Source organism: Novipirellula sp., assembly GCF_041583735.1.
Classification (GTDB): domain Bacteria; phylum Planctomycetota; class Planctomycetia; order Pirellulales; family Pirellulaceae; genus Novipirellula.
This window is the reverse complement of sequence record NZ_JBFHFD010000390.1, coordinates 1-8,231: the sequence shown is the minus strand read 5'-3', so window position 1 is coordinate 8,231 and position 8,231 is coordinate 1. Positions and strand designations below refer to the sequence as shown.

General features: G+C 55.8%; 8 protein-coding genes. 4 read left to right on the top strand and 4 right to left on the bottom strand.

Going from position 1 to position 8,231, the window contains the following annotated elements; translation table 11 throughout:
- The 3 genes from ABX962_RS23540 to rlmN all read right to left on the bottom strand — a co-directional run.
- On the bottom strand, positions 1-531 hold a 531-nt coding region (locus ABX962_RS23540), incomplete at its 3' end, for a glycine zipper domain-containing protein (protein ID WP_372722861.1).
- A 45-nt stretch (positions 532-576) separates the two neighbouring features.
- On the bottom strand, positions 577-864 hold the full coding sequence (locus ABX962_RS23535; RefSeq protein ID WP_372722859.1) for a hypothetical protein: 288 nt from the start codon (positions 862-864) through the stop codon (positions 577-579).
- Between the two features lie 396 nt (positions 865-1,260).
- A complete protein-coding gene (gene rlmN / locus ABX962_RS23530; RefSeq protein WP_372722863.1) occupies positions 1,261-2,337 on the bottom strand; it encodes a 23S rRNA (adenine(2503)-C(2))-methyltransferase RlmN in 1,077 nt (358 codons plus the stop codon).
- Positions 2,338-2,699: 362 nt separating this feature from the next.
- On the opposite strand from rlmN, the gene ABX962_RS23525 reads away from it, so the two are divergent.
- Positions 2,700-3,914, top strand: a complete 1,215-nt coding sequence (locus ABX962_RS23525) for a M20/M25/M40 family metallo-hydrolase (RefSeq protein WP_372722857.1) — start codon at positions 2,700-2,702, stop codon at positions 3,912-3,914.
- Positions 3,904-4,155, top strand: a complete 252-nt coding sequence (locus ABX962_RS23520) for a bacterioferritin-associated ferredoxin (protein WP_372722855.1) — start codon at positions 3,904-3,906, stop codon at positions 4,153-4,155. Before ABX962_RS23525 ends, ABX962_RS23520 begins: the two co-directional genes overlap by 11 nt.
- Positions 4,156-4,391: 236 nt before the next feature.
- Here ABX962_RS23520 and ABX962_RS23515 read toward each other — a convergent pair whose 3' ends face one another.
- Entirely contained in the window at positions 4,392-5,705 is a 1,314-nt protein-coding gene (locus tag ABX962_RS23515) for a porin (RefSeq protein ID WP_372722853.1), read from the bottom strand.
- Between the two features lie 644 nt (positions 5,706-6,349).
- On the opposite strand from ABX962_RS23515, the gene ftsY reads away from it, so the two are divergent.
- Positions 6,350-7,372, top strand: a complete 1,023-nt coding sequence (gene ftsY, locus ABX962_RS23510; RefSeq protein ID WP_372722851.1) for a signal recognition particle-docking protein FtsY — start codon at positions 6,350-6,352, stop codon at positions 7,370-7,372.
- Between the two features lie 4 nt (positions 7,373-7,376).
- Positions 7,377-7,958, top strand: coding sequence for a tRNA-(ms[2]io[6]A)-hydroxylase (locus tag ABX962_RS23505; protein ID WP_372722849.1), 582 nt, complete (start codon positions 7,377-7,379; stop codon positions 7,956-7,958).
- Positions 7,959-8,231: the final 273 nt, after the last annotated feature.

The window sequence follows — 8,231 nt, the reverse complement described above, 5'->3', positions numbered from 1 at the left end:
TCCGCGACGTTTCATCGAGACCACGTCAAGCGGCGACAGCGGGCCTAGGTATTGTGGTTCCGCTTGCCAATCGGGCCGACTTCGATAGACCGTTGGCGGCGGAGCGGTTTCCATGCTGGAGCGCCCCAAATAGGCCGATGAAGACGGATACGGCGATGAGGACGGGTACGGCGACGTCGGTCGGTATTGCGGATAGCCGGAATGTGGATAGGCAGACTGTGGGTACGCGGGCTGCGTGTATCCAGGGTACGAATGAACGTGCTGAGGCGGAGCCGAGTGATAGATTCGGTTGTGTTCGATGCGAGCATCCTTGTCGTTACCGATCGTTCCACCAGCGATCGCGCCGACGGCACCCCCGATCAAGGCTCCCGTCGTCTCGTTGTTTCCTTTGTCACCAATCGCAGCACCAATCGCGGCGCCGGCGAGCCCGCCTAGGATGACGCCGCGACGCCGATGCGTATGGTCCTGTGCGCTGGAAATATTCAGCGTCGAGGCAACCAGGATGATCGCGATCAAACTTTGCTTGTACATGGCACGTTACTTGGGTGAAAAAGGAGAGACCGACGATGCGTGGTGTTATTGATCTTCGTTGGGCTGAGTCACAAATCGCGTTGCGGTGTCTGCTTTCGCCGGAGTTGCTTTCTGGGTGACTTGGACCTCACGCACCAGAATGCTTGGTCCGTAGGTCTTTTCGAGTTGTTCGTCACTCATGCTGAGCGGATTTTCGGTGGTCGAACGTGGTGAATTCGCAGGCTGGGCGGGTCGCGAAGGGGTCGACGAACGGAACAATTGGAAGGGGCTACGTGCGGAAACGGAGGTGTTCGCAGCGACAACAACAAACAGGAAAGCAGCAATACGTTTCATGGCAGAATGCTCGTTAGGTGGGATATTGGAACGGCTTTGCGTTGACCAATCACCACCGCCCCCGCGCTGACGATTCTCTGCAAAGCTTTGTTACGAAAGTTTTGCACACGATGAAAGAATTGCCGATAAAATAACGTCGGCCAGCCCACATGTGGGGATGCATCTCGGCAACGCGTGCCGGATATGACGATTGTGCAACGAGGGGGCGAGTTGCAATCGCAATAAGACGCCCTCCGCGATTGGCGTGGGACGTCAATCTTTTGACTGAAAACTTTTGCGTAGTGGACGTGGCTACACGTCCTGCAAGCGGGATCTTTCGCAAGATCCATTACTCTCAGTAATAAAACAGCACGGTCTGACGTTGGGAGAGACAAAGCACGTCGTCCCGTACGCTGCTTAGACCGCTTGGCGGTTGCGACGCAATTGGCCACAGGCGGCATCAATCTCGCTGCCTTTGCGTTGCCGGAACATCACGTTGACACCGCCGGAAACCAAGATGTCTTTGAAGTCGGCAATCGCTTTGCTGCTCGGTGTCACGTACGGCAATCCGGCCACCGGATTGTACGGAATCACGTTTAGCATCACGTTACGTCGGCGAAGAATCCCCAACAGTTGATGAGCACAATCATCCGAATCGTTCAGACCACCGAGCAAGACATACTCGAACGTCAAACGACGCCCGTTGGCCTCAAAATAGCGATCCGCCGCATCGAGTACCGCTTTGATACCGATTCGCTTGTTGACAGGAACCAGCTGAGTTCGCAGCTCGTTATTGGGCGCATGCAGCGAGACCGCCAAGTTGTAGGGGACGCCATGTTTGGACAATCGATCGATCGCCGGGGGAAGTCCCACGGTGCTGATCGTGATTCGCCGAGGACTGATCCCCAGTCCCTCGGGGCTGCGTGCTTCGTCGAGTGCTGGCAACACCCGATCCAGATTGGCGAGTGGTTCTCCCATCCCCATCATCACAATGTGGCTGAGCCTTTCGTCCGGGTCCAAACGCGACTGCAGACGCAGCATCTGTTCCAGAATCTCGCCTCGCGTCAGATTGCGGTCGACGCCATCGAGTCCGCTGGCGCAAAACACGCATCCCATCGCACAACCGACTTGGCTGCTGACACAAATGCTGCGGCGAATGCCATCACGAAGCAACACACATTCGACTTCGCCCCCGTCAAACAGACGAACCAGCAATTTATCGGTGCCATCGGACGAGCAAACCGCTTCGACCTCGCTGGCGCGGAAGATCACGAAATGCTGCTCGAGCTGCTCGCGTAGCTTTTTCGGTAGATCGGTCATCTCGGCGAACGTGGACGCCCGACGCTGGTAGATCCAATTCCAGATCTGTTTGGCTCGGAATCCCTGCTGGCCTTGTTCGACGAGCCAAGTCCGTAGTTGATCGACATCGAGATCCAGCAGATGGATGCGTTGTCCGGCGGCATCGCCGGAATCTTGGGCCGCGGTGCCGGGAATTGCAGAGGACGGAATAACGGGAAGATCCAACGGTGGGTACCAGCAGTAAGTAAAGGGGAAGCAGCAGTGATGGATTGAGTTCAGCGAGCATGCGCTCGCGGTCTATTCTAACGCAAGGATTCTCTGTGCAGAGGGCAAACTGGAAAGGAGTCTTCTGCCAATCGCTCGCCAATATTGATAAATTGCGGCGACCGGCAATCCAATGCCATCGACTTTGATCGCGTTTGCGGCACGTGCCGCCCTGTTGCAGCGAGTAAAACGGTCCAATCAGACCGGTCGGCTCGCGCCGCACCGCTACCTAAGCCACTCATTTAGTGCCAAACGAGATGGCATTGACTCAACACCCCACCCGAGAGAACCCCATGGATGCAGACAAAACACTGGCCCGATTCCTCGAATTAGCCGCAATTCCCGGACTCAGCGGCGACGAACAGGCCGTCGCAGAGTATCTGGTCCGCGTTTTTAAAGAGGCGGGGGTTCCCGATTCGCAAATCCAGTTCGATGCCGCCGAAACGCGAACGAATCTGAAGGGAAATTGTGGCAATCTGATTGTCACCCTGCCCGGCAACGGCAAGGGGGCGGAAAGTCGCAGCGGGCAAGAAAGTGGCAGTGGGCCGCGAACGATGTTGTCGGCGCACATGGATACCGTTCCGATTTGTGTCGGCAGCCAGCCGGTGGTCGATGGTGACCAAGTGCGAAGCAGCGCGGCAACGGGGTTGGGGGCAGACGATCGCAGCGGGTGTGCTGCGATTTTGACCGCGGCACTCGAGCGATTGAAGCTGGGGGACGAAAAATTCCCCCCGGCGGTGATCGGCTTCTTTGTACAAGAAGAAATCGGATTGCATGGCGCTCGCAATCTGGACGTATCGCTCGTCGGCAACGTCGACCGAGCGTTTAACTTCGATGGCGGAGCCCCCGAGAAAGTCACCATCGGAGCTGTCGGTGGCGAACGAATCACCATTAAAGTGTTCGGAACGCCGGCTCACGCGGGAGTCGCGCCTCAACAAGGCGCCAGCGCGATTGTGATGGCATCCAAAGCGATTGCCGACTTGGATCAACGAGGATGGCTCGGCAAGATCGAAAAAGACGGCCGCAGCGGGACCGCGAATGTCGGCGTCATCCAAGGTGGCGATGCGACCAATGTGGTCACCCCGCTAGTGACCCTGCGTGCCGAAGCAAGAAGCCACGACGCCGAGATGCGGACACGAATCGTTGCCGAGATTCGTCAAGCATTCCAAGCCGCCGCCGAAAGTGTCAGTACCGAATCGGGAGTTTGTGGAAAAATCGAATTCCAGACTCAGGTCGATTACGAGGCATTCCGGTTGGGCGAAGATCACCCGTCGATCCAGGCAGCCAACGACGCGATTTCCAAGGTGGGACGGACACCCTACTGCGATGTCGCCAACGGCGGACTTGATGCCAATTGGCTGTATCGTCACGGAGTGGAAGCGGTCACGCTCGGTTGCGGCCAGCGAAACATTCATACAATTGATGAACGTCTCGAAATCGCCGACTACCTCGACGCCTGTCGTATCGCGACATGGCTGATTACCGAAGGAGCCGAAAGTGCAGGATGATGACGAACTGTGCTTGTGCTTTCACGTCACACGCCGCAAGGTCGTGCAGTTCATTCGTGTTCAGAAACCGAAGCGGGCGAGCCAGCTTTCGGAGTGTTTTGGCGCGGGCACGGGATGCGGTTGGTGCCGGCCATTTTTGCGCAAATTGATGGACGAAGCCAATCCAGAAGCGGTGAACTTGCCCGCCCCCGAAGATTACTCGCAGCAGCGTGCCGAGTACCGCAAGCACAAGTCGAGCTAGATTGCGAGTGTGTTCGTCATCGCTTCTTTTCGAGGTAGTGGAACTTACAGCAGAGTTTCGATCCACACCGTGAATCGTGGAAAGTCTGGACGACTTCCGCTACGTTCGAGGCCGCCCATGCTTAGCGGTCACAAAGCACGAGGGCAAAAATAAAACCCGGCCGCCTTTTTCAAGGCGACCGGGTCTTTTTCAATCTGCGATTCGCTTACACGATTCGTTGCTCGTTTACACGAAGCTTAGAATGTGAAGATCGAGTCAACGCCGAAGGTCCATTGCTCGTCGTCATTGTTCTCAAGAATTCCCGTAGGATTTCCTTCGACCCAGTCGTAACGAATTTCAGGACGAACGGTGACGTTGGCGTGTGGCTTGTAGTTCACACCGGCGGTCAACGCGTAGACGTCGACGTCGTTGCCAGCCAGGACGCCCGACTTCGCATCGTACCATTCGAAACGCGTTCCGTACGACCAGCAATCGTTGATCGTGTAGATCAAGTATTGGTTGATGTCGAACGTTTCGCGAGCGGTTGCTCCGGCACGATCTTCGGTGTCAAGCACGTCGCTTTGGAAGATGTACTGAAGCTTGTCCGACAGAGCCAAATCGGCAACGATCGAGTGCATGTAGCCCTGCTCGTATGCGTTTTGGTTGTTGGCAAAAACGCCTCCGACGGTAGCGTAAGTGACGGTCAAGTCATCGGTCAAACCAACCGACAATCCGCCGAGGAACGCGTCGCCGTTGTCTTCGAAACCGCTATCCCAACCCATCACGTATCCACCGTAGGCGGTGACGTTGTCGTTCACGTTGTAGGTTGCCAAAGCACCGGTGTGCGTAAATGGCTCGCTGTTGTACATCGTGTAAGCGTGGCTGTAGAAGAAGTTGCCAGTCGCTTGAACCACTTCCCAACCGATGATGGTGTAGAAGTGACCGACTTTCACGGACAAGTCGCCGTAACCAGCTTCCATGTACAACTGAGGCATCGCGTGACCGTAATCCGGTCCGTTATCCCAGCCGTTGTCCCAGTGATCGTTGTCGATCCCGAACGCTTGCGTGTCTTGCGAATCGGTACCGTATAGATAGTCGATGCGACCACCGATATCGAAACCGTTGGATGTGTCGATTGCCTTTTCGGCGTACAACCAAGCTTGGTGCAGTTGCAATTCGTCGGGTCGGCTGTTGAACAACGGCAATGCGTCGCTGTGATAGCCCATTTGAATCCAACCGCCAGCGGACCAACCGTTGTGCTCGCCGAACAGCGTCCAAGGGTCGCCCAGGCAGCAATCGCCACCGGTCAAGATGCTGCCGACGCCGCATCCCGAGCCCGATCCACATCCGCAGCCAGCCGAGTCGCAGCCACCGTCGCATCCGCCATCACAGATGCCGGTGTCACACGTGGGAGCTACAGGCTCGCAACCGCAAACGGGTTCGCCGCAATCGCAGCCTTTTTGGGCACAGTGCGAAACCAAGTTGATTTCGTTTGCACGGATATCTGAATTGATTCCGGCATTAACGCCACAGGCCATCATGGCCAGCATCGCTAGTTTGCTAATTCTCATAATCGCTCTCTACTCCCCATCATCCGTAAAGGGTGACTGTATCTTCTGCTTTAATTACAACCACGTGAATTTTCCTAACGACAACAAACCGTCAGGGAAAACGCAGGTCTACGCCCGCATTAGGTAGAACGAATTCGAAATTTCCGCCTGAAGAAAACTGCGAGAGCTCACTTCAAATTGCGATCGACACTCCTACGTCCACGCTAAGTCTTCACAGCAGATATCGGAGTCCAGCCGGGAATCGCACGCACGAATGTGACGATTCCGACGACCTATGCCCAAGTCAGGTTCCACAAGTACATCTTGTAGGAATCTTGCCATCTGGACCTGTAAATCTATCTGGTCAAACTTAACCGGTCGAAACGGTCGGTCGGTCTACAATCATTTCATCGACTGTAGCAATTTTGATGACTGAACGTTTTCTATCGATGAATCTAAACATTCGATATCAGTGCCGTTACAAATTAACATTTGCCCGTTTCGCCGCCGAAAACACGCTACTTGGCTAATGCTCCATCCCCCCGGCGGGACGACACAATTAGGTCGGATCTATACGAAACGATGCTCATCGGGCAGAATCGTTGCTTTCCTTTCCGACGTCTGCAGCGTCCGATTCTCTCCTTCGACAAGCAAGTGATTCACCGATGGCGTTTTGGCGATCCAAAAACACCGCTTCTGACGACGATTCCACCACGGCCCCAGCGAAAGCCTCCACACAGGGGCCGACAGCCGAGGTTGCCAAGAAATCAGGCGGTGGGCTGCTCTCAAAAATGCGTGCCGGGTTACAAAAAACGCGTCGGACGCTGAACACCGACATCCGTGACCTATTCAAGAGCGAAGGCCGGCTCGTTGACGACGCGTTGCTTAGCGAATTGTTTGCCAAACTGATCCGCACCGACATGGGAATTGGCCCTGCGGAAACGATTCGGGATGATGTCGCGACCCGCTTGCGAGGGCGAGTGGTGCAGTTTGAAGAGGTTGTGCAAACGATCACCGACCAAACCCGCAGCATGCTGCAGCAAGAATCGACCTCGCTGAATCTCGCCGACGCGCCCCCCACCGTGATCCTAGTCGTCGGGGTCAACGGCAGCGGAAAAACCACCTCGATCGGCAAACTGGCCAATCATTTACATCAATCGGGCAAAAAGGTCGTGCTTGGGGCAGGCGATACGTTTCGTGCCGCGGCGGTGGAACAATTGACCGTCTGGGCGGGGCGAATCGGATGCGACATCGTTACCGGCAAACCCGAGGCGGATCCGGCCAGCGTCGCGTTTCAAACGGTCCAACAAGCAATCGACACCGGCGCCGATATCGCAATCATCGATACCGCTGGCCGATTGCAGACGCAAACCAACTTGATGCAGCAACTCGAGAAGATTCGCCGCGTGGTGGAAAAGAAAATCGAAGGGGCGCCCCACGAGGTGCTGCTCGTGCTCGATTCCACCGCGGGTCAAAACGCAATCAGCCAGGCACGTGGATTCAGTGAAGCCGCCAAGTGCACCGGCATTATCCTGGCGAAACTTGATGGTTCGGCCAAAGGTGGCGTCGTGTTACCGATTCGCGAACAGTTTCAATTGCCTGTGAAATTTGTCGGTCTGGGCGAAGGCATTGAGGATATTGCCCCCTTTGACCCCGCCTCGTTCGCCACCGCATTGTTCTCGGAGTAAGCCGATGTTGCATTTACAATCCGAATCCGCAGCTCGCTGGCTTGAGCAAGTCGATCAAAATCTTGACGAAATCTTGATCGATCACGCCCATTGCGAACGCAAAGCAGCGTCCACGGCAATGAACTTTATCAATGCTTACGCTGAAAATCGCGATCTCTGCCGCGAGATGAAGCGAATTGTCGAAGAGGAACTCGAACACTTTGAAATGGTGTTGGATATCCTCGAAAAACGAGGGGTCGCGTTCCGCCGACTGACGCCGGGACCGTACGGCAAAGATCTGAACGAACTCGTTCGATCCCAAGAACCCGATCGCGCCGTTGACCGGTTGCTTGTCGCATCGTTGATCGAAGCTCGCAGCTGCGAGCGTTTCAGTCTGCTTGCCGAGCACGTTCGTCTGCGCGAGCCTGAGTTGGCCGATTTCTACGCGGGACTGTTTGAGAGCGAAGCAAGACATCACACCACCTACGTGCGACTGGCTGAATACTTTGCCCCGCGGGAAACGGTTCGCGAACGACTGAACCAACTGTCCGCTTGCGAAGCGGAGATCATCGCCGCAGGTTCTCCGCTGCCACGGATGCATAGCTAGCAGCGTGTTTCACGCGGCAGCGCCATGGGGTGCGAGATTTCGTGCTTTTTTTCGAAGCTGCGTCATGATCGTGGAGCACGAACGGAAAATAACTGTCGTATTTCGACGTAGCTGCCATCGCCAGACGGCGGAAATCCACGCTCTGGCGAGTCCTCATTCCGCTTCGCGGCACCCTAAATAATGAAAACGGCGGTTAGTGTATAATTTACGATGGCTGACGTGTGAGTTGGGTCGCAGATCGTGCTCCACTGGCGTCTAGAGCCCGTTGGCGAG